The organism is Halarchaeum sp. CBA1220 (assembly GCF_003721175.2).
Classification (GTDB): Archaea; Halobacteriota; Halobacteria; order Halobacteriales; family Halobacteriaceae; genus Halarchaeum; species Halarchaeum grantii.
Genome location: NZ_CP054707.1, coordinates 255402 through 272331 on the forward strand (window position 1 = coordinate 255402; position 16930 = coordinate 272331).

The 16930-nt window shown below is 66.5% G+C and carries 28 protein-coding genes and 1 tRNA gene; all 29 read right to left on the reverse strand.

All coding sequences use genetic code 11. The features are described 5' to 3' along the window. Positions 1-201: 201 nt before the first annotated feature. Positions 202-274 (reverse strand) — tRNA-Pro (locus EFA46_RS01305). Between the two features lie 78 nt (positions 275-352). Beyond that, on the reverse strand, positions 353-1228 hold the full coding sequence (locus EFA46_RS01310) for an RNA-guided pseudouridylation complex pseudouridine synthase subunit Cbf5 (protein WP_123075494.1): 876 nt from the start codon (positions 1226-1228) through the stop codon (positions 353-355). After that, positions 1228-1806, reverse strand: coding sequence for a (d)CMP kinase (gene cmk / locus EFA46_RS01315; protein WP_123075492.1), 579 nt, complete (start codon positions 1804-1806; stop codon positions 1228-1230). The genes EFA46_RS01310 and cmk overlap by 1 nt, the downstream gene beginning before the upstream one ends. A gap of 69 nt (positions 1807-1875) precedes the next feature. Continuing rightward, positions 1876-2784, reverse strand: a complete 909-nt coding sequence (locus tag EFA46_RS01320) for a DUF106 domain-containing protein (protein ID WP_123075490.1) — start codon at positions 2782-2784, stop codon at positions 1876-1878. A gap of 35 nt (positions 2785-2819) precedes the next feature. Beyond that, complete coding sequence (locus EFA46_RS01325; protein WP_123075488.1) at positions 2820-3455, reverse strand: adenylate kinase; 636 nt, start codon at positions 3453-3455, stop codon at positions 2820-2822. A 124-nt stretch (positions 3456-3579) separates the two neighbouring features. Next, positions 3580-5034: a preprotein translocase subunit SecY gene (gene secY / locus EFA46_RS01330; protein ID WP_123075486.1), complete on the reverse strand. Its 1455-nt coding sequence runs from the start codon at positions 5032-5034 to the stop codon at positions 3580-3582. 3 nt (positions 5035-5037) lie between these two features. Further along, positions 5038-5529: an uL15m family ribosomal protein gene (locus EFA46_RS01335; protein ID WP_123075484.1), complete on the reverse strand. Its 492-nt coding sequence runs from the start codon at positions 5527-5529 to the stop codon at positions 5038-5040. A gap of 2 nt (positions 5530-5531) precedes the next feature. Further along, positions 5532-5996, reverse strand: a complete 465-nt coding sequence (rpmD, locus tag EFA46_RS01340; protein ID WP_123075482.1) for a 50S ribosomal protein L30 — start codon at positions 5994-5996, stop codon at positions 5532-5534. Then, positions 5996-6634 (reverse strand): 30S ribosomal protein S5, encoded by a 639-nt coding sequence (locus tag EFA46_RS01345; protein WP_123075480.1) that lies wholly within the window; start codon positions 6632-6634, stop codon positions 5996-5998. The genes rpmD and EFA46_RS01345 overlap by 1 nt, the downstream gene beginning before the upstream one ends. A 3-nt stretch (positions 6635-6637) precedes the next feature. Then, the gene (locus EFA46_RS01350; RefSeq protein ID WP_123075478.1) at positions 6638-7189 is read right to left on the reverse strand and encodes a 50S ribosomal protein L18; all 552 of its coding nucleotides are present in this window, start codon (positions 7187-7189) and stop codon (positions 6638-6640) included. Beyond that, positions 7189-7638 (reverse strand): 50S ribosomal protein L19e, encoded by a 450-nt coding sequence (locus EFA46_RS01355; protein WP_123075476.1) that lies wholly within the window; start codon positions 7636-7638, stop codon positions 7189-7191. Before EFA46_RS01355 ends, EFA46_RS01350 begins: the two co-directional genes overlap by 1 nt. Then, positions 7635-8348 (reverse strand): 50S ribosomal protein L32e, encoded by a 714-nt coding sequence (locus tag EFA46_RS01360; RefSeq protein WP_123075474.1) that lies wholly within the window; start codon positions 8346-8348, stop codon positions 7635-7637. Before EFA46_RS01360 ends, EFA46_RS01355 begins: the two co-directional genes overlap by 4 nt. Positions 8349-8351: 3 nt before the next feature. Next, entirely contained in the window at positions 8352-8888 is a 537-nt protein-coding gene (locus tag EFA46_RS01365) for a 50S ribosomal protein L6 (RefSeq protein WP_123075472.1), read from the reverse strand. A 2-nt stretch (positions 8889-8890) separates the two neighbouring features. Beyond that, positions 8891-9283, reverse strand: a complete 393-nt coding sequence (locus tag EFA46_RS01370) for a 30S ribosomal protein S8 (protein ID WP_123075470.1) — start codon at positions 9281-9283, stop codon at positions 8891-8893. Between the two features lie 3 nt (positions 9284-9286). Continuing rightward, positions 9287-9445 carry a 30S ribosomal protein S14 gene (locus tag EFA46_RS01375; protein WP_123075468.1) on the reverse strand — a complete coding sequence of 53 codons (159 nt, stop codon included), beginning with the start codon at positions 9443-9445 and terminating at the stop codon, positions 9287-9289. Then, complete coding sequence (locus tag EFA46_RS01380) at positions 9442-9960, reverse strand: 50S ribosomal protein L5 (RefSeq protein WP_123075466.1); 519 nt, start codon at positions 9958-9960, stop codon at positions 9442-9444. The genes EFA46_RS01375 and EFA46_RS01380 overlap by 4 nt, the downstream gene beginning before the upstream one ends. Further along, positions 9957-10667 carry a 30S ribosomal protein S4e gene (locus EFA46_RS01385; protein ID WP_123075464.1) on the reverse strand — a complete coding sequence of 237 codons (711 nt, stop codon included), beginning with the start codon at positions 10665-10667 and terminating at the stop codon, positions 9957-9959. Before EFA46_RS01385 ends, EFA46_RS01380 begins: the two co-directional genes overlap by 4 nt. Beyond that, on the reverse strand, positions 10664-11020 hold the full coding sequence (gene rplX, locus EFA46_RS01390; protein ID WP_123075462.1) for a 50S ribosomal protein L24: 357 nt from the start codon (positions 11018-11020) through the stop codon (positions 10664-10666). Before rplX ends, EFA46_RS01385 begins: the two co-directional genes overlap by 4 nt. Position 11021: 1 nt before the next feature. Next, a complete protein-coding gene (locus EFA46_RS01395) occupies positions 11022-11420 on the reverse strand; it encodes a 50S ribosomal protein L14 (protein ID WP_123075460.1) in 399 nt (132 codons plus the stop codon). Next, on the reverse strand, positions 11420-11746 hold the full coding sequence (locus EFA46_RS01400) for a 30S ribosomal protein S17 (RefSeq protein ID WP_123075458.1): 327 nt from the start codon (positions 11744-11746) through the stop codon (positions 11420-11422). Before EFA46_RS01400 ends, EFA46_RS01395 begins: the two co-directional genes overlap by 1 nt. Further along, a complete protein-coding gene (locus EFA46_RS01405; RefSeq protein WP_123075456.1) occupies positions 11737-12099 on the reverse strand; it encodes a ribonuclease P protein component 1 in 363 nt (120 codons plus the stop codon). The genes EFA46_RS01400 and EFA46_RS01405 overlap by 10 nt, the downstream gene beginning before the upstream one ends. 6 nt (positions 12100-12105) lie before the next feature. After that, on the reverse strand, positions 12106-12315 hold the full coding sequence (rpmC, locus tag EFA46_RS01410) for a 50S ribosomal protein L29 (RefSeq protein WP_123075454.1): 210 nt from the start codon (positions 12313-12315) through the stop codon (positions 12106-12108). Then, entirely contained in the window at positions 12315-13298 is a 984-nt protein-coding gene (locus tag EFA46_RS01415; RefSeq protein ID WP_123075452.1) for a 30S ribosomal protein S3, read from the reverse strand. The genes rpmC and EFA46_RS01415 overlap by 1 nt, the downstream gene beginning before the upstream one ends. A gap of 1 nt (position 13299) precedes the next feature. After that, positions 13300-13758 carry a 50S ribosomal protein L22 gene (locus tag EFA46_RS01420; RefSeq protein WP_123075450.1) on the reverse strand — a complete coding sequence of 153 codons (459 nt, stop codon included), beginning with the start codon at positions 13756-13758 and terminating at the stop codon, positions 13300-13302. Between the two features lie 3 nt (positions 13759-13761). After that, positions 13762-14184, reverse strand: a complete 423-nt coding sequence (locus tag EFA46_RS01425; RefSeq protein WP_123075448.1) for a 30S ribosomal protein S19 — start codon at positions 14182-14184, stop codon at positions 13762-13764. 3 nt (positions 14185-14187) lie between these two features. Further along, positions 14188-14907 carry a 50S ribosomal protein L2 gene (locus EFA46_RS01430; RefSeq protein WP_123075446.1) on the reverse strand — a complete coding sequence of 240 codons (720 nt, stop codon included), beginning with the start codon at positions 14905-14907 and terminating at the stop codon, positions 14188-14190. Positions 14908-14909: 2 nt separating this feature from the next. After that, positions 14910-15161 carry a 50S ribosomal protein L23 gene (locus EFA46_RS01435; protein ID WP_123075444.1) on the reverse strand — a complete coding sequence of 84 codons (252 nt, stop codon included), beginning with the start codon at positions 15159-15161 and terminating at the stop codon, positions 14910-14912. Continuing rightward, complete coding sequence (rpl4p, locus tag EFA46_RS01440; protein WP_123075442.1) at positions 15158-15910, reverse strand: 50S ribosomal protein L4; 753 nt, start codon at positions 15908-15910, stop codon at positions 15158-15160. The genes EFA46_RS01435 and rpl4p overlap by 4 nt, the downstream gene beginning before the upstream one ends. A 3-nt stretch (positions 15911-15913) precedes the next feature. Then, positions 15914-16927 (reverse strand): 50S ribosomal protein L3, encoded by a 1014-nt coding sequence (locus EFA46_RS01445; RefSeq protein WP_123075440.1) that lies wholly within the window; start codon positions 16925-16927, stop codon positions 15914-15916. Positions 16928-16930 lie beyond the last annotated feature (3 nt).

Sequence of the window (16930 nt, forward strand, 5' to 3'; positions counted from 1 at the left end):
GACACGGCGCGAACGGCGCGGTACTCTAACCGGCGACCGGGCGCCAATGGAGGAGCGGTAGGCATCCCGAAAAGCGATTCAACCCGTCACCTCGGGAGACGACCCCACTTGAAAGAGAGGTTGTCTGCACTTCTACTTGTGTGGTAATTTGTCGATTGAACGCCTAAAACCCGAGGTGTTCGGATTCAGGAGTGTGAGAAGTGGGACCGTTGAGATTTGAACTCAAGTCCGACGGACCCCATCCGCCGAGGATACCAAGCTACCCCACGGCCCCGCACTCGGGAGGACGAGGGTGCCAGCATTAAGGCCTTCGTTTCGAGGACGTGGGGACGCCCGCTCGCCGCGCGACGCGCTACACGAGGACGCGTTCGAGCGAGACGACTTCTCCGTGTTCGGCGTCGGGGTCGCCGACGAGACGGCCGAGGCAGACGACTGCATCGTTCGGCGTGTAGCACGCGACGAGCGCGCCCGTCTCGGCGTCCTCGGCGTCGATGACGCCCGGTGCGAACACCGGCGCGCCCTCGGCGACTTCGCGCGCCGCCGACGGCGCAATCGTCACCGACGGCAAGTGCGTGAGCGCGCGCTCGGCGGGTGCGAGGACCGCCCGGAGCCAGTCGTCGGCCTCGTGCTCGCGCCACTCCGCGAGCGCGTCCGCGAGGTCCTGAAGGGAGACGAGGTCGCCGTCCGCGAACGGCCCCGTCGCCGTCCGTCGGAGATGACCCATGTGCGCGCCCGTTCCGAGCGCGAGACCGAGGTCGTGGCAGAGCTTGCGGACGTACGTCCCGCTCTCACAGCGGATCCGGATGAGTATCTGCCGGCGGTCGTCGCTCACCTCCAGCGCCTCGAGCGCGTACACTTCGCGGACGCGGAGTCGACGCGCCACCGCGCTCTTTCGCGGCGGCTTCTGGTAGAGGCGCCCCTCGAACTCCGCGAGCACGGACTCGTAGTCCGTCGGGGCGCTCGCGTGCAGTTCGAGGACGGCGACGTACTCCTTCGCGCCCTCCAAGAGCGCCGGGGCGAGCCGCGTCGCCGTTCCCGTCAACACCGGGAGACAGCCGGTCACCTTCGGGTCGAGCGTGCCGGCATGTGCGGCCTTCTCGACGCCCACCATGTCCCGGATCCACGCCGAGACTTGATGGGCGGACGGACCCGGGGGTTTGTCCAGATTCACCACTCCGAACGACCGGAGCGCGTCGATATCGCGCTCGTTCGGCGCTTCGCGGAGCATCAGAACTCGTACCGCACGCCCTCGACCGGCGTCTCACCCTCGTCCTGCGTGGGGTCGTAGGACTCCACGGCATCGAAGACGAGGCGCGGAACCGTCGCCTCCCCCCAGCGCGCCGTGTTCACCGCGAGGTCGTAGATGGAGCGGTCATCGAAGTCGATACCGTAGTACTCCTGGTAGCGTCGTTTCTCCGAGCGCTCGCGCTCCGCCGTCTCGCGTCGCGCCACGTCGACCGCCTTCCCCTCGCGGTCGGCGATGCGCTGTGCGCGAACGTCGAGCGACGCGTCCAACCAGAACTTCAGGTCCGCGTGCTCGCCCGCCATCCAGCCGGCGAGACGCGACTCCAGGACGAGGTCGTCGCGGTCGCGCGCCGTCTCCCGGAGCTGCGCGTCCAAGTCCCGGTCCACGCTCTCGTCCTCCTCGGCGAGTTCGTTGAACTCCGCGAGCGTGTACCCGCGCTCGTCCGCGAGCGCGCGGAAGATGTCACCGCCGCTCACGTGCTCGTAGCCGAGCTCGGCCGCGAGGAACGCCGCGACCGTACTCTTCCCGCTCCCCGGCGGCCCGGAGATGGTGATCAACATATGTCTCCCACGGTGGGAGCGAAAAAGACGCTTTTGGGACGCGTCGCCGCGTGCGACGGAGTTACACCCTCAGGTCGGCGTCGTCTGGATGCCCAGGCCCTTGCGGACGACCTGGCTGAACCCCATCGAGCAGAGGAAGTACCAGACGATCCACGCCGGCATGAACCCCGCAATGCGGTCCAGAAGGTGGATCTGGCCGACGAGCGGCATGACGAAGGACGCCTCACCGCCCGTCACACCGTTCGTCAGGAGCTTCCAGTACATCCAGAGGAAGACCGGGATCGTGAGGAGCATGATCCAGACCATCGGCCGGAACTGCATCTTGAACATTCCGAGCTGATCGCCCATCGCCTCCATCTGCTCCTCCCGGATGCGCTCCAGAGCCTCCTCGTCACCGCGCTCCTTCGCGGCCTTCTGACGGTCCTGGATCTCCTGCATCTGCTCCTGATACATCGACATCTTCTCGAAGTCCATCAAGTTCGCCTGAATGATGGACGTGTAGAACCCCGTGAACGTCGCGAGGATCATGATGACGACGAAGAACGGCAGCATCGCGTCAATCGGGCCGAGCACCACGTCGACGACGCCGCCGACGACCCGCCGAATCGGGTGGTAGTAGTAGCCGGCCATCATCGCGACGGCGACCACCCCGGCGAGTTTGTCGTACGTCGTCCACGACGACCCCTCGTCGTCGTCGGCGTCCGTCGACGCGGACGTGGACGTCGAGGCTGTCGGCGACTCGTCCTCGCCCGACAGCCCCTCGCGAACGGCCTCGGGGTCGTCGACGCGGAAGCCGTCACCGGCCTCGGTGAGGATGCCCTTCTCGATGAGGCGTCCCCACTGACCGCTCGTCAGCTCGCCCTTGACATCGCGCCACTCGACCGTCTCGTCCTCGTGCTCGAGGAGCGCCGTGAGGGCCGCGCGCATCTCGGGGTCCTCCGAGACGAGCTCGCGTACTTTCTCCGCAGTCCGTGCCATGCTACGTACCTCCGAGAGGAGCGTTCATCAACCTTTTACTCCGTGCGCGAATCGACGGCGGCCTTCACGTCCGCCCAGACCTCGTCCGGGGTCTGCTCACCGTCGACCTCGACGAACTCGTCGGTGCTCCGGTAGTGCTCGATGACGTCCTCCGTGTTCTCCTCGTACGTCTTCAGGCGCTCGCGGACCGTCTCCTCCGTGTCGTCGTCGCGCTGGACGAGCTCCGCACCGCACTCGTCGCAGACCCCCGCCTCCTCGGGCGCGTTGAAGTCGACGTGATAGGACGCACCGCACTCGGGACAGACGCGACGACCCGTCAGCCGGCGAACGAGCTCCTCCTCGTCGACGTCGAGGTAGAGAACCACGTCGAGTTCCGTCGCGTCCTCCAAGTACTCGACCTGGCTCTCGTTGCGCGGATAGCCGTCGAGGACGAACCCGTCGGCGTCCTCGAGCGCCGCCGCGACGATTTCGTTCACGAGCGGGTCCGGGACGAGTTCGCCCGCGTCCATGTACTCCGCCGGCGTCCCGTACTCCGTCTCCATCTGCTTGTTCGCACGGAGTGCATCCCCGGTCGTGATGTGCTCGATACCGTACGCCTCACAGAGCCGCTTCGACTGCGTTCCCTTCCCAGCGCCCGGTGCGCCGAGAATGAGAATGCGCGGGTCGCTCATAGCAACCCGTTCATCCTCCCGGGATAAATGTCTGCGGAAACGCGCTCGACGTCGACGCTGCGACCACCGACGCCGTCGCTCATCGTGTCGAACGAACGGAAGAAAACGGGTGAAGCGCGAGCCGCTAGTTGAACATCTGGCGCATCATCGGGTGCATCTCCATGAGCTGCTCCTCGGCGATCTCCTCGTACAGCTTGTACGTGATGGAGATCGTCAGCAGCAGCCCGGTGCCGGAGACGCCACCGATGGTGCCCATCATGTTCGCGAGGACGGCGAGGAGGCCGACGAGCGCGCCACCGATGACGGTGACCTGCGGGATGTAGCGCTCCATGACCTTCTCGATGACCCCGACGTTCTGGCGGAACCCGGGAATCTGCATCCCCGAGTTCTGGATCTGCTTCGCCGTCGACTCCGGCCCCATGTCTGCGGTCTCCACCCAGAAGATCGCGAAGATGGCACCGCCGATGACCATGAAGGTCAGGTCGACGGAGACCCGGAGCAGGATCTGCCACGGCTCAGCGCCCGACGCCCCGCTCGTCCACCACATCCAGTCCGAGGGACTGTGAATGGGGGCGAGGTAGTAGAACAGGCCACCGGTGACCTGCATGTCGGTCGTGTACTGACCGAGCCACGTGGGCATCCCGGTTCCGAGCCAGCTCTTGAGGATCCGACCGACGAACTGGATGTTCGCCTGCAGGGCGCGTACCAGGATCATCGGCAGGACGCTCGCGTAGATGAGCTTCACCGGGAAGCGACCGCGAGCACCCTTCACTCGAGCGTGGCTGAGCGGGATCTCGACGCGGACCGACTCCGCATACACGACGATCGCGTAGATGAGGACCGTCGTGAAGATCGGGAGCAGGCCGACCGTCGAGTTGAACACCACGGAGCTGAGCGTGACCCCCGTGATGTTCCCGAGCAGGACGTTGATCCAGTACGGGAAGACGCCCATTTCGCCCGCGCCGCCGCCCCAGTAGAGCAGTCCACCGACGAGGCTCTGTGAGACCCCCGCAACGATGAACAGCCCGATACCGGAGCCGACGCCCCACTTCGAGACGACCTCGTCCATGTAGAGGATGAGGACGCCACCGATGAAGATCTGGGCGAAGATCAGCCACTTCACGCCGAAGGTTCCGATACCGAGTGAGGTGGCGAGCGCGGTGTCGGCAGGCAGGAAGCCGCCGAGGAACACCAGCGGCAGCCCGGTCAGGCAGATCATCACGAGCACCAGGAACTTCTGGAGGCCCTGATAGATCGCCTGATCGCGCGGGTCGTTGGTGTCCAACCCGAGCAGGTTCGCTCCGCCGAGCAACTGGAGGACGATGCTCGCCGTGACGATGGGGCCGATACCCAACTGGAGTAGCGACCCCTGACCGCCGGCGAGCAGGCTACGGAACTGTCCGTACAGGTCGGACGCCCCTGCGCCGAGCCCCCAGATCGAGACGTTCGTCAGGAAGAAGTACACCACCAGGATGAAGCCCGTCCACGCCAGCTTGCGCTTGAAGGGCACGTGGCCCTCCGGACGTGAGACGGTCGGCATCCGAGTGAGGTACGGCTCGGCAGCTTCCTTCCAGCCCATGGGTTAGTCCTCGTTCTCTTCGGCTTCGTCGTCCTCCTCGCTCGCGAGCTCCTCGCCGCGCTCGGTGAGGAGCGCGTCACCGCCCTCGCCCTCGATGAGGTCGACGGCGGACTCGCTGAACGCGTCGGCGACGACTTCGAGCTGGTTGTGGACCTGACCGGAGCCGAGGACCTTCACGGCGTCGACCTCGTGGCCGTCCTCGACGACGTCGCGGACGTCCACCCGGTAGCCGTTCTCGGTCTCCTCGGCGACACCCGACTCGACGTGGAGCGCGATGTCCTCGTCGAGCTCGCGGACGGTGATCTCCGCGACGTCGAGCTGCGACTTCTCCGGACGCTTGAAGCCGCTTTTGCCGATCGGCTCGTAGTTGTGGAACTCGTGCTTGTCGCGGCCGGCGCGGCCGCGCCCACCACGGTGACCGGCGCCGCGCCGGTTCTTGTGCGACCCGCCGCCGTGCGTGCGCGAACCGCGCTGGCGTCGTTTCTTACTCGTCATGGTTATCGCATCCTCTCGAGGAGCTCGTCGACCTGCTCGGTCGTCTGCTTGCCGAGCTGTCCACCCTGCGACTGGGGCTGCTTGATGCCCTGATGACCGCCGCGCGGCGGGTGCAGGCGCAGCACCGGAGAGAGACCCTCCTCGCGGAGCGTCGTCTTCTCGTTGAACAGCGCGCGAGCGAGGTCGTCGACGTCGTCGTAGTCGGTGTTCTCCTCGACCCACTCGTCGTCGACGTCCGCGTCGCCCTCGAGGGGCTCGGCGCGCTTCGCGACGAGCGCCTTGACCGTCTCGAGCGACGGCTCGCCGTAGGCGACGTAGTCGTTCACCTTCGCGATCATCCCGGCGTACGTCTCCGTCTCCGGAACGAAGGTCGCGTGGTTGACGCGGTGGAGGTTCAGCATCGAGAGCGTGTCCTCGACGGTCTCGCGCATGTCGACCTCACCGCGGAGCTGAACGATCGCCTGCATCACTCGATCACCTCGCGCTTCTCGCGCGTGCGCTCGGGAATGCGGGCTTCCGCCGTGTTCTGGAGCGCGTTGAACGTCGCCTTCGCGAAGTTCACGGTCGTCCGAGTCTTCCCGGAGGACTTCGTCCAGACGTCCTCGATACCGGCGAGTTCGAGGACGTTCCGGACCGTCTCACCGCCCGCGAGGCCGAGGCCGCGCGGGGCGGGGATCAGGTCGACGGAGACGCTCCCGGCCTTGCCGGTCGTCTTCAGTGCGACCGTGTGCGGACGCCCACAGCCACACTCCCACGACCCACAGCCGCGGGAGACGTCGATGATGTTCAGCTTCGCGACCTCGATGGCCTTCTGGATGGCGCCGCCGACCTGGTCGTCGCGACCCTCGGCGTAGCCGACGAAGCCGTCGCGGTTACCGACCGCGACGACACACCGGAACTTCACCCGGCGGCCGGAGTCCGTCATCCGCTGGACCATGTTGATGTCCAGTACCTCGTCGTCGAGCCCCGGAAGGAGGTTGTCGACGATCTCGGGCTCCTTCAGCGGGAGTCCGGAGTTCAGCGCCTCCGACATCGACTCGATCTCGCCGTCCTGGACGAGGCGGCCGAGTCGCGTCTGGGGCTGCCAGCTGTCGTTGTAGCTCATTCGTTAGTCCTCCTGGATGGATTCGAGCACGTCGTCGAAGTGCTCGGGGAGTTCGGTTGCGTCGAAGTCACCGCTGTAGAGCGGCTCGTCGAGCTGTTCTGCGTAGTCCGCGATGTGCTCACCGCGCGTGCGCGACCAGTCCGCGAAGACGGACTCGTTGTGCGGGACGTCCAGGCCGGCGTCGATGACGCCCTCCTGAATGGCGAACACCTTCGACCCCTTGGTCGCGGTGTTCAGCCCGATGTCCAGCACGGCCTCGTCGAGGTCAGCCTCACGGGCGCGAAGGCCCGCGAGGTAGCCGGTCAGGTAGGCCGACGGGAGATTCCCCGTGGGCGCGTCCCAGCCGTACTCTTCGAGGTCGGTCGCCTGTGCACTCGCGAGCGTCTCGTCGCCGTGGGGACCGGTCGCGACCAGCTGCGCCGTGACGTTGTTGTTGCTCTTTCGAGCGACAAGCCGGGGCTTGCCCGACTTGAGGAGGCGCAACCTCTGATGGTAGTCCGTCCGGACCTCGCGGCGGCGGCGCATCGGAACCTTGTATCGTGGTCCGCTAGCCATTATTGCTCACCGTATTGGTCTTCGATGTAGTTGTGCATCCGGCGAACGCTGTCGAACTCGCCACCCTTCGCCATGTTGTAGAGTTCACGGTACTGGGATGGCGTGAGTTCACCGCTGTCCCGAAGCTCACGGAGCTCCTGGCGCTGTGCGCGGATACTGCTCTTCCACTCGTCCTTCTCGTTCTGGCGGGCGCCCGCCTTGCCGCGGCGCTTGCCCGGCCCCTTGCGGTGGCCGTACGCGCGCTTCGCGTCCCGTTCCCGGGCGCGGCCACGCGAGTTGCCCTGTTTGGCCTCCGCCTGAATGGTGCCCTGCTGGACGAGGTCGCGGATGTCTTCGCGCGTGATGGCGTCCGCGATCTCCTCCTGGGCAGCGGGGTCGAACCAGACGCGGTTCTTCCCGACGTCGAGGACGTCGGCCGCGAGTCGCTTCTGTGCACTCAGGTCAGTCATTCTTCGACCTCCACTTCGACGTAGGTCGGGTTGAGGACGCGGATGCCCGCCTCCTCGGCCTGCTCCTCGATGGTCTCGCGCTTGCGCGCGCCGACCTTCGAGGCGATGCGGACCGCTTCCGTGTCCGGGTCGACGCCGTCGAGGTCGTCCGCGTTGTGCACGCGGACCTCCTCGAAGCCGCTCGGGTGCTTCCCGCGCACCGCTTTCGGCGTCCGGAAGCCGGCCTCGACCTTCGGGCCCTTGCCCTTGATGCCTCGTCGCTGCTTCGAGAGCTGGCCGCGGGGCCTGCGCCACGAGGTCGGAGTCCGCTTCTTCTTGTGGTAGTCCTGACGGTTGAACTGCGGCTTGCCTTCGCGCCGGCGCTTGTTGAGGAGGCGTTCGGACTCCTCGTCGAGCTCCGGCGTCTTGTCGGCGTGGCCGCGCGGGCGGAGCTCCGTCTCCACCTCTTCCGCCTCTTCCTCGGCCGCTTCGGCCTCGGACGCTTCCTCTTCGAGTTCGGCCTCGGTCTCCTCGGAGACCTCGAGACCGCCGACGTCGGCCTTGATACGGGCCGCGAGCGCGTTCCCGACGCCGTCGACGTCGGCGAGGTCGCTCTGGCTCGCTGCCTTCACGTCCTCGACCGTCTCGTAGCCGGCCTCGCGGAGCGCCTCGGCCTTGCTCGGGCCGACGCCGCTGATGTCTTCGAGTTCCTGTGGTTCGTCGTCTGCCATCTATCAGGCACCTCCCTTCTCGGGCTTCTCGACGATGTAGACGCCGTCTTGGAAGACGCGCGTGTCCTTGTCGGTGACACGGGTGAGTTGCTCGATGTCGGCGGCGGTCTGCCCGACGGACTCCTTATCGGAGCCCGAGAGGGTCAGCTCTTCGCCGTCGACCTGCACGTCCGTGTCGCCGCGGATCTGCGCGCGACGGGGCGCCTTCTCGCCGAGGAAGTTCTCGATTACCACTTCCTCATCCTCCACGTTGACCTGCATCGGGAAGTGAGAGTAGTGGACTTGCATCCGGTACTCCCATCCCTCGGTCACGCCGTGGAACATGTTCTCGACGTGGCTCTCGAACGTCCCGACCGTCGCGTTCGTCTTGGCGTCCTCGTTCTCCGATTCGATGACGACGGCGCCGTCCTCGACGGACACGCGCACGTCCGGGTACCAGAGCCGCCGCGTGACGGAGCCGTTAGGCCCCTCGACGGTCAGCTCCAGGTGGTCGACTTCCGCGTCGACGTCTTCGGGGATTTCGAGTTCTATTCGCGTCATTGTTAGTAGACGTAGGCGATGACCTGGCCACCGATGCCCGCGTCGCGGGCCTCGTAGTGACTCATGATGCCGTGGCTGGTCGTCACGATGAGCGTCCCGTAGTCCCGAGCGGGGAGGAATCGCTTCTCCCACTGCTCGAAGTCCTCAACGCCCGCCGAATAGCGGGGCTTCACGGGGCCGCACTCGTTGATGGCACCCTTCAGTTCGACCTCGAACTGGCCACCTTTGCCGTCGTCGACGAGCTCGAAGCCGTCGATGTACCCTCGGTCGTAGAAGACCTCGAGGACGGACCCGATGGTGTTGGAGGCGGTCGATACCGTGTGGGTGAGATGCCCGACGCTCTCGGCGTTGTCGATGCCGGAGAGTGCGTCGGAGAGCGGGTCTTTCCCTGTCATGGTTTAGCTGTACTTCTTGAAGCCCATCGGTCGGGCGATCTCTCGGAAGCACTGGCGACACAGCCACACGTCGTACTTGCCGACGAGGCCCTGACTGCGGCCACAGCGTCGACACTCGTGGGTCTGGCCAGTCTCTTCGTGCTCGTGCTCTGCTTCGCTCATTGCGTGACCTCCACGTCGAAGTTCGCCTCGAGGAACGCGACGGCGTCGTCGGCGTTGAGACGGTGGTTCGCGGGGATCTGCTGGCTCCGCTTGTCACGCTTGGTGATGCGGTAGCCGGGGCGGACGAGGTTGACCGTGACGTCCAGCCCGAAGATCCCGATGTTCGGGTCGTACTCCTGACTCGGGAAGTCCGTGTGCTCTTCGATACCGAAACTCACGTTCCCGGTCTGGTCGAACTGGTTACGGCTGAGGGAGACGGCGTCGAAGGCGCGCTTGAGGAAGTCCCGAGCGTCCTCGTGACGGAGCGTGACCTTCGCACCGATGGGGTCACCCTGGCGGATCCCGAACTCGGGCTCCGTCCGCTTCGCGGTCGTGCGGACGGACTCCTGTCCGGTGATCGCCTCGAGGATCTCCTCGGCGTTCTGGAGTTCGCGGCCACCCTGACCGACGCCCATGTGGACGACGACCTTCTCGATGGTGGGCTCGCGCATCTCGTGGAACTCGGCCTCGCTCATTCGTCATCACCCTCCTCGTCGCCGACGAACTGCTCGTCGATGACGAAGACGTAGTTCTCGACGGTCTCGAAGGCGCCGTCGTCGGTCTCGACCGTGACCGTGTTGTCGGCGCTGCCGGGCGAGACGGTGATGTCGGTGACCTCACCGACCTCGCCGGCGTGCTGGCCGGAGACGGCGGTGACGAGCGCGCCTTCCTCGTACGGGAAGTGCGCGAGCACGTCGTCGTTCTCGAGGTCGACGACGATGCTGTCGTTGCCGTTGTACTCGTCCTCGTCGACGACGATGTTGTGACCGTTGTGCAGGTTGAGCTGCACGTCGCCGCCGGAGACGAGCGTCTTGTCGACGACCTTCGCGAGCTTGCCGTCCGCGTCGGCGGCCGGGATCTCGGTCAGGGCGAGGCGTCCCCCCTCGTCGGGGAAGACGCGGTAGTACTCTTCGCGCTCGGGGAACCCGAGGATGTCGAACATCCCGATGGGGAGCGTCACGTCGCGGACGGTGTCGCCGTTGACGAGGACGCCGTCGTGGTGGGCGGCGTACTTCGCTTCCTTCGTGGTGTCGACGTACTCGAGGACGTCCCGGAGCACGACGACGAGCGGGACGCCGGCCTCACCGTGCGGGCCGGCACCAGCCTTCGCCGTGAACGTGGCGGTCTTCCGCTCGACCGGCCACGACTTCGGAACGGAGAGTCGTTTCTGGTGGTTGCTCATTCGTTGTCACCCTCCAGTCGGGTTTCGCGCACGTCGTCGGAGAGGTCGAGTTCGGTGACGCGGAGGTTCGAGGCGTCGAGCGCCCGGGGGACCTCCTCGCCGTCAGCGGCCTCGACGGTCACACCGTCGACGTAGACGACGGCGTCGGAGAGGTCAACGTCGGTGACCTCCGCCTCTTCGCCGGCGTCGTCGCCGCGCATGACCTCGACCGTGTCGCCCGCGTTCACGCGGACGCGGCGCTGGTCGTACTCCTCGCGGAGGTCCTCCGCGAGGTGGGCACGAACCTGCTTCTGCCGCTTGTGCAGCGGTGCGTTCTCCGTGCGGGTGCGCTGTTTGTGTGGTTGTTCGCTCATGTTATACGATCATCGTCGCGGTGCTTGCGATGCTGCCGTACCGCTCCGCGACCTCCCGCGTGATGGGACCCTTGATCTCGGTCCCGCGAGGCTCGCCGAGGTCATCGATGATGACTGCGGCGTTGTCCTCGAACTTCACGCGCGTGCCGTCGGGGCGCCGAATGGGCTTGCGCTGGCGGACCACGACGGCCTCCAGCACCTGTCGGCGCATCTCGGGCGTCCCCTTGGTCACCGAGACGGTGATCTTGTCACCGACGCCCGCCTTCGGGTGTCGGTTGTGCGTCCCCTGATAGCCGGAGACGGACGTGATCTTGAGCTCGCGCGCGCCAGTGTTGTCGGCGCACGTGATGAGGGATCCCTTCTCGAGTCCGGGCGTGATGTCTGCCTTGATGGCCTCCATCAGTTCTCACCCTCCGTGAGCTCGACGACCACGTGGGATTTGGTCTTCGAGAGCGGTCGTGTCTCTGCGATGCGAACCGTGTCGCCTTCTGCGATGTCGAAGCACTCCGGCGCGTGTGCCGGAACCCGAGAACGCCGCTTCATGTAGCGGTCGTACTTCGGGACGAATACGTCGTATTCGCGTTCGACGACGACGGTCTTTTCCATGGCCGTAGAAGCGACTTCGCCTTCGATGACCTGTCCGCGAGTGGACAGACTCCCGTGGAACGGGCAGTCATCGTCGCCGCAGTCGCCTTCGGGCTCGTCTACGTTCAGTCCTATCGCCATTGTGATTCGACTCCGTTTTCGGAGCGTAATGCGGGTCGTGAGAGCAGTATATCGCCATCCACCGTAACGTAGGCCACGTCCTCGCCCGACGTGCCGCCGCACGAGTCGGGTTCGGACGCGGTCCCGGCCGCCTTGCGGTCGGCCGCGGCTTCATCTATCAGTCGGAACTCGAACGTTCTTCCCGCTTTCGGAACGCGCTTGCTTCCCGAGACAGTGTCAACCACGATGGTGTTCGTCGTCTCAGAGACGACGCGACCCTCTATGCCGACCTGTGAGGGGTCGGCGGACTCGGCGACCCGCACGTGCAGGCCGACGAGTTCGTGCCGTGGTAGCGTCTCGGGTGTCAGCGCCATTTCGGGTTACTCCTCGAGGTCGCCCTCTTCTCGCTGAATCGTCTTGATGCGCGCGACCGTCCGGCGCAGTTCGCCGATGCGGCCGGGGTTCTCGGGCGCCCCGCCGGCCGCTTTCACGGCCTTCTCGTTGAGGAGCTCGGTCTCGAGCTCTTCGAGTTCGGCCTCACGCTCGGCGGGCGTCATGTCGCGGATCTCCTGAGTGTAGAGAATCGCCATTATTCCTCACCCTCCTCGTCGTCGGACTCGGACTCTTCGGCTTCCTCCATCTCCTCGAGGAGCGCGTCGGCTTCCTCTTCGACATCGGCGTCGACCTCGTCGAACTCGTCGGTGTCGACGACCTCCTCCTCGAGCTCGTCGAGGGCCTCCTCGACGGACTCCTCGGAGTCGGGCGGCGACGTGGAGCTCGCGCCTTCCTCGGACTCGACGGCCTCTTCGAGGATCTCCTCCTCGGCGGCGTCGTCGTCTGCCTCGGTGAGGGCGTCCTCACCCGGGGCTTCGCCCTCGGGGCCGCCGAGTTCGCTCTCCTCGGGTTCGCCCTCGAGGAGTTCCTCGACGCCTTCGCCTTCGAGGTCCTCCTCTTCGACGATGAGGTCCTCGATGTCGGCGTCCTCGTCGATCTCGAAGTCGTCGGGCAGTTCCGCGCCCGGCGGGATGATCTTGACGTTCACGCCGATGGTGCCGAGCTTCATGACCGCGACACCCTGGCCGTGGTCGACGATCTCCTCGGCGGGCTCGCCGTTGTGCTTGATGTAGCCGCGGTTGAACTTCTCGACGCGGCCACGGTTGCCGGTGACCTTCCCGCTGAGGACGATCTCGGCGCCGAGGGCGCCGGCGTCCATGATGCGGTCGATGGTCGTGTGACCGGCCTTGCGGAAGTACCAGCCGCGTTCGAGCGCGTTCGCGAGTCGGTCCGCGACGATCTGTGCGTTCAGGTCGGGCTCCTCGACTTCCTGGACGTCGATCTGCGGGTCGTCCAGGTCGAAGCGCTCCTCGAGCTGCGTCGTGATCTTCCGGATGTTCTTCCCGCCCTTCCCAATGACCATCCCGGGCTTCTCGGCCTTCAGGACGATCTGGGTGCCCATCGGCGTGTGGGCGACGTCCATGCCGCCGTAGCCGGCTCGGGCGAGTTCCTCCGAGAAGAACTCGTCGATCTGGGAGCGCTGAAGCCCCTCCTCGATGAATTCGAGTTCGTCTGCCATGTTATTCTTCCTCCTCGATGATGAGTTCGACGTCCACCTGCGGGGTGTTCCACGCGGTCGCACGGCCCATCGCGCGGGGCTTGCGGCCCTGGGACTCGCCGACCTTGTGGGCGGCGACGTGCGCGATGACCATGCTCTCGGGCTCGAAGCCCTGCTGTTCGGCGTTGTTCGAGACGTTCGTCAGGAGCTTCTGGAAGTCCTTCGTCGCCTTCTCGGGGTAGCGACCGGCGTCCCAGCCGTCGATGTCCGAGCGGTGACCGACGCCCGTGTTGTGCTGTTTGAACGGCACCGAGCGCTCCTCGTTCAGAACCGCTTCGAGGTACTCCTCGGCGTCCGCGACCGTCTCGCCCTTGATCTCGCGGGCGATGGCCTTGCTGTGCTTCAGGCTGATCGGCCGCTCGCGGAGCATCCCCTTGGCGGTGGTCTCCGGGTCGGCGTCGACGCTGTAACTGATTCCCATGGTTTACTTGAGCGGCACGAACTTCGAGGAGCGGGTCGCGCCGATACCCGCCTGCCCGTGTTCGACCGAGCTACGCGTCAGCTCGAACTCGCCGAGGTAGTGGCCGATCATCTCCGGCTGCACTTCGACGCGCCCGAACTCCTGGCCGTCGTAGACGGCGAAGGTCAGGCCGACGAACTCGGGAAGCACCGGCATGTCGCGCAGGTGCGTGCGGATCGGGTTGTTCGCCGTCTCCTCGGCGTCGCGCTCGCGCGCCTTCTCGAGGACCTTCTGGTGCTCCTCGGAGAGCCCACGGGTGATAGTTCGCCGCTGTCGAGCGGGGAGCAGTTCCGCGACGTCCTCCAGGTCCATTTCCTGGAGTTCGTCGAGGTCGTAGCCGCGGTAGGTGAACTCACCCTCGCGGCCGGTTCGGTATTCCGTACTCATGGGTTACTTGTTGCCTCCGCGGCCGGTGCGTCGGGAGCCGATGTCCCCGACCTTGCGTCCGGGCGGCGCGTTCTTCGAGACACTCTTCGGGCGACCGGGGTGCTGGCGGCCACCGCCACCGAAGGGGTGGTCGACGGCGTTCATCGCGACACCACGGACGCGCGGCCACTTCGTGCCACGCGCCTTCATCTTGTGGTGCTTGTTGCCGGCCTTCACGAAGGGCTTCTCGGTGCGGCCGCCACCGGCGACGACGCCGACGGTGGCGCGGCAGTCCGGCGAGAGGCGCTTGACCTCACCGCTCGGGAGCTGCACGACCGCGGCGTCGCGCTCGTGCGTGATGAGGTCCGCGTTCACGCCGGAGGCGCGAGCGAACACGCCGCCGTCGCCGGGCTGGCGCTCGACGTTGCTGACGGGGACCCCTTCCGGGATCTCCGCGAGCGGGAGCGTGTTGCCGGGCTCGACGGACGCCGAGATGCCGACCTCGAGCGTGTCGCCGACGCCGACGCCCTCGGCGGCGAGGACGAGGCGCTGGTCGCCGTCGTCGAACTCGACGCGCGCGACGGGAGCGCTCCGTGCGGGGTCGTGCTCGATGTCGATGACCTCGCCGGAGAGCACGTCGCCCTCGGGCTTCTTGTGTGACAGTTCCGCCTTGTATCGGTGCGAGGGGGCGCGGAACGTACTGGTCCCGCGACCGCGTCGCTGTCCTTGAATCCTGCGTCCCATGTTCAGAACACCCCGATGCGGGAGGCGACGTCTTGGGCGTCGTCCTCCTCGGAGAGCGCGACGATGGCTTTCTTCGTGCCGTCCATCGTCACCTGCGTGTTCACGGACTCGACGGTGACGTCGTACTGCGAGGCGACTTCCTCGCGGACGTCGGTCTTCGTCGCGTCGATGTCGACGACGAACTGGAGCTTGTTGCCGAAGTCCATGTCGTTCATCGCCTTCTCGGTGACGAGCGGGTACTCGATGACGCTCATCGCTCGGCCACCTCATCGAGTGCGCTCTCGGTCCAGACGGTGAGTCGGCCGGCGTGCGTGCCGGGCGCGAGGTCCTCCGCGTTCACTTCGGCGGCGGTCGCGACGTCGACGCCCGCGAGGTTGCGGGCGGCCTTCGACGGACCGGTCTCGCTTGAGGTGACGAAGAGGACGGACGTGGGCTCGCGGTACTTGCGGCCGCGGAGCTTGCCCTGTCCGGCGCGGACGGTCTTGCCGTCGTCCGCGCGCTCGACGTCGGCGTGCGCGCCGACGGCCTCGAGGAAGGAGACGACCTCCTTCGTCTTCACGAGGTCCGCGAAGTCGTCGGAGACGACGAGCGGGAGTTCGAGGTCGTCGTCGAACTCGTGGCCGCGCTCGTTGACGAGCTCGGCGTCGGCGGTCGCCGCGATGGCGGACCGGACGGCGAGCTTGCGCTCTTTCTTGTTGACCGTCTGTCCCTGGTCTTTCTCTGCTTTCGGCGGGTGCGCCTTCCGACCGCCCACGGTCTGAGGCACGCGGGCGCCACGTCCGTTCGTGCGGGGGACGTGGGCCATGCCGCGGCCGCTACCCATGGATTCGGCGGGGGTGCGCAGACCCGCGTACTCGTCAGCGCCGTACTTCTGTTTTCGGTTGGCCTGAGCGGCGAGGACCGCCCGACGGATGAGGTCGGGGCGGTACTCCGTCTCGAAGACCTCCGGGAGGTCAGTCGAGCCGGAGTCGTCGCCGTCGAGGCCACGGACTGTTGCCTGCATGATTTAGCCCTGGTTCGACGCGGTGCTCACGTAGCGCACCTCGGGGTCGAGGCGCGGCGATTCGTTCGGGCGGATGGCCGGCCGGAAGCGCAGGAGGCGCTTCTCGGGGCCGGGCAGCGAGCCCTTGATGAGGGCGTACTGGCCGGAGACTTCGCCGTAGTTCGGGAAGCCACCCTCGGTGTCGACGTCCTCGCCCTCGCCGAAGTCGACGAGGCGCTTGTTGAGTTCGGTGCGCTGGTGGTAGCCGGTCTGGCCCTGCTGGGGAACGGTCGAGCGAACGCGGCTCGGGTTCCACGGGCCGAGGTTACCGATGCGGCGAACCCAGCCCTGGCGCTTGTGCTTGCCCTTGCGCTTCTGGACGCCCCAGCGCTTGACGGGGCCCTGGGTGCCCTTGCCCTTGGTGACGCCGGAGGCGTCGAGGAACTCGCCGGCGCGGAAGACGTCGCCGAACTCGTGCTCGCCGCCCTCACTGAGGAGTTCGAGCGCGAAGTCGGCGCGCTCGTCGAGCGAGCCGCCGCCGACGCGCGTCTCCATGACGTCGGGCTTCTTCTTCGGGACGCCGCTGAGGCTCGCGGGAGCGGTGTGGGTGACGACGCGGAGGTCGTCCACCTCGCCGTTCGCCACGAGCTCCTCGATGGCGCCGTAGTCACCGCGCGCGGCCTCAGCGGGGACGTCGAGGGTCCGGTCGAGGTCCGCGTCGAGGTCCTCGGACCAGACTTCCGTGATCGGCTTCTTGCCGTACGGGGTGTCCTCGTACGCCCGCACTGCGGCGGCGCGCATCGGGGGTGTTTCGACGACGGTGACGGGGACGGACTGCTCCATGCCCTCGGTGGGGGAATTGGACTTGTCGTCCACCATCACGACGTGAGTCATGCCTGCCTTGTACCCGGCGAAACCCTGGAGTCCCGGCTGGCCGTCGTCGTCGGGCCAGCTGTTGAAGCGCGGGACTTCACTCGTCGCGCGCTTGCGGGGTCCGAACCCCAGAGAGCCTTTGCGTGGTCGGTTTGGTTGTGGCATCGT

What these genes read in the sequence shown, in the direction of transcription:
- EFA46_RS01310 (WP_123075494.1), bottom strand. Translation starts at nt 1,228, where the DNA reads ATGCTCCGCGAAGCGCCGAACGAGCGCGATATCGACGCGCTCCGGTCG.
- cmk (WP_123075492.1), bottom strand. Translation starts at nt 1,806, where the DNA reads ATGTTGATCACCATCTCCGGGCCGCCGGGGAGCGGGAAGAGTACGGTC.
- EFA46_RS01320 (WP_123075490.1), bottom strand. Translation starts at nt 2,784, where the DNA reads ATGGCACGGACTGCGGAGAAAGTACGCGAGCTCGTCTCGGAGGACCCC.
- EFA46_RS01325 (WP_123075488.1), bottom strand. Translation starts at nt 3,455, where the DNA reads ATGAGCGACCCGCGCATTCTCATTCTCGGCGCACCGGGCGCTGGGAAG.
- secY (WP_123075486.1), bottom strand. Translation starts at nt 5,034, where the DNA reads ATGGGCTGGAAGGAAGCTGCCGAGCCGTACCTCACTCGGATGCCGACC.
- EFA46_RS01335 (WP_123075484.1), bottom strand. Translation starts at nt 5,529, where the DNA reads ATGACGAGTAAGAAACGACGCCAGCGCGGTTCGCGCACGCACGGCGGC.
- rpmD (WP_123075482.1), bottom strand. Translation starts at nt 5,996, where the DNA reads ATGCAGGCGATCGTTCAGCTCCGCGGTGAGGTCGACATGCGCGAGACC.
- EFA46_RS01345 (WP_123075480.1), bottom strand. Translation starts at nt 6,634, where the DNA reads ATGAGCTACAACGACAGCTGGCAGCCCCAGACGCGACTCGGCCGCCTC.
- EFA46_RS01350 (WP_123075478.1), bottom strand. Translation starts at nt 7,189, where the DNA reads ATGGCTAGCGGACCACGATACAAGGTTCCGATGCGCCGCCGCCGCGAG.
- EFA46_RS01355 (WP_123075476.1), bottom strand. Translation starts at nt 7,638, where the DNA reads ATGACTGACCTGAGTGCACAGAAGCGACTCGCGGCCGACGTCCTCGAC.
- EFA46_RS01360 (WP_123075474.1), bottom strand. Translation starts at nt 8,348, where the DNA reads ATGGCAGACGACGAACCACAGGAACTCGAAGACATCAGCGGCGTCGGC.
- EFA46_RS01365 (WP_123075472.1), bottom strand. Translation starts at nt 8,888, where the DNA reads ATGACGCGAATAGAACTCGAAATCCCCGAAGACGTCGACGCGGAAGTC.
- EFA46_RS01370 (WP_123075470.1), bottom strand. Translation starts at nt 9,283, where the DNA reads ATGACAGGGAAAGACCCGCTCTCCGACGCACTCTCCGGCATCGACAAC.
- EFA46_RS01375 (WP_123075468.1), bottom strand. Translation starts at nt 9,445, where the DNA reads ATGAGCGAAGCAGAGCACGAGCACGAAGAGACTGGCCAGACCCACGAG.
- EFA46_RS01380 (WP_123075466.1), bottom strand. Translation starts at nt 9,960, where the DNA reads ATGAGCGAGGCCGAGTTCCACGAGATGCGCGAGCCCACCATCGAGAAG.
- EFA46_RS01385 (WP_123075464.1), bottom strand. Translation starts at nt 10,667, where the DNA reads ATGAGCAACCACCAGAAACGACTCTCCGTTCCGAAGTCGTGGCCGGTC.
- rplX (WP_123075462.1), bottom strand. Translation starts at nt 11,020, where the DNA reads ATGAGCGAACAACCACACAAACAGCGCACCCGCACGGAGAACGCACCG.
- EFA46_RS01395 (WP_123075460.1), bottom strand. Translation starts at nt 11,420, where the DNA reads ATGGAGGCCATCAAGGCAGACATCACGCCCGGACTCGAGAAGGGATCC.
- EFA46_RS01400 (WP_123075458.1), bottom strand. Translation starts at nt 11,746, where the DNA reads ATGGCGATAGGACTGAACGTAGACGAGCCCGAAGGCGACTGCGGCGAC.
- EFA46_RS01405 (WP_123075456.1), bottom strand. Translation starts at nt 12,099, where the DNA reads ATGGCGCTGACACCCGAGACGCTACCACGGCACGAACTCGTCGGCCTG.
- rpmC (WP_123075454.1), bottom strand. Translation starts at nt 12,315, where the DNA reads ATGGCGATTCTCTACACTCAGGAGATCCGCGACATGACGCCCGCCGAG.
- EFA46_RS01415 (WP_123075452.1), bottom strand. Translation starts at nt 13,298, where the DNA reads ATGGCAGACGAACTCGAATTCATCGAGGAGGGGCTTCAGCGCTCCCAG.
- EFA46_RS01420 (WP_123075450.1), bottom strand. Translation starts at nt 13,758, where the DNA reads ATGGGAATCAGTTACAGCGTCGACGCCGACCCGGAGACCACCGCCAAG.
- EFA46_RS01425 (WP_123075448.1), bottom strand. Translation starts at nt 14,184, where the DNA reads ATGAGTACGGAATACCGAACCGGCCGCGAGGGTGAGTTCACCTACCGC.
- EFA46_RS01430 (WP_123075446.1), bottom strand. Translation starts at nt 14,907, where the DNA reads ATGGGACGCAGGATTCAAGGACAGCGACGCGGTCGCGGGACCAGTACG.
- EFA46_RS01435 (WP_123075444.1), bottom strand. Translation starts at nt 15,161, where the DNA reads ATGAGCGTCATCGAGTACCCGCTCGTCACCGAGAAGGCGATGAACGAC.
- rpl4p (WP_123075442.1), bottom strand. Translation starts at nt 15,910, where the DNA reads ATGCAGGCAACAGTCCGTGGCCTCGACGGCGACGACTCCGGCTCGACT.
- EFA46_RS01445 (WP_123075440.1), bottom strand. Translation starts at nt 16,927, where the DNA reads ATGCCACAACCAAACCGACCACGCAAAGGCTCTCTGGGGTTCGGACCC.